The organism is Nonomuraea sp. 10N515B, from assembly GCF_052245915.1.
GTDB lineage: Bacteria > Actinomycetota > Actinomycetes > Streptosporangiales > Streptosporangiaceae > Nonomuraea.
Map to the genome: position 1 here is coordinate 1 of NZ_JBQQBQ010000220.1, position 794 is coordinate 794.

At 67.6% G+C, this 794-nt stretch carries 1 protein-coding gene; it reads right to left on the bottom strand.

All coding sequences use genetic code 11. The features are described 5' to 3' along the window. Window positions 1-123: 123 nt before the first annotated feature. Entirely contained in the window at window positions 124-306 is a 183-nt protein-coding gene (locus ACTWQA_RS59140; RefSeq protein WP_443167525.1) for a hypothetical protein, read from the bottom strand. Window positions 307-794: the final 488 nt, after the last annotated feature.

Here is a 794-nt window from a genome sequence, read left to right on the forward strand (position 1 = left end):
ACAAAGAGTGAAGCTACTTCAACTCACTGTGATCGAACTCGGGAAGGCGGAAATTCCCAGTTCCCAGGCCACAACAGCGGCAACCGGGGCGGTAGAGACGGCTTGGAACTCAGGGGTTATTTCTTACTGGGGCGGCGGGTTGGCCCGCCGGTATTCCGCCATGTTGATCGCCCGCCAGACGTCCAGCCACCGTTCCACCTGCTCGGCGTCGCCGGTGCACATGGTCACGATGGCGCGCACGACGTTCAGCGCGGGCATATGGGACTGCTTGACGTCGAGGGCGTCGTACATGGTGCTGGACGGCACCCACAGACCGCTGCCGTCGACGCGGTGGGTTGAATTCGGGAAGGGGTTGCCCGCCCACGCGCGCAGGTCCGCAGCTGGTAGCGGAACTGCATGGGGGTGTGGGCCAGTTCGGGATCGGGCGGGGCGCTGGAGGAGGTGGGCGTGTCCGCAGCAACGCTGGCGCGCTTCTGGGCCGCGCGCTGCTTGGTGGTGCGGGCCGCTTCACCGCGTGGCCGCCGAGGCTTGCGCTCGACCGGACGGTCCTTGCCTGCGGCGGCGCGCGCGAGTTCCCAGCGCGGCCGCCAGCCGTCCGGCCTGCTACCGGCCGCCGTGCGCGGCTGACACTGGGTCATCGCTGGCAGCACAAGGCCTTGCCGGGCTGTATGAGCTGCCCCGGGTTGGTTGGAGGCTCCCAAGACTGGAAGGCTGGGAGTCGTGCCCGCACCGAGGAAGTACCCGCAAGAGTTGCGTGATCGCGCCGTCAAGATGGTGTTCGACCTGCGTGAGGA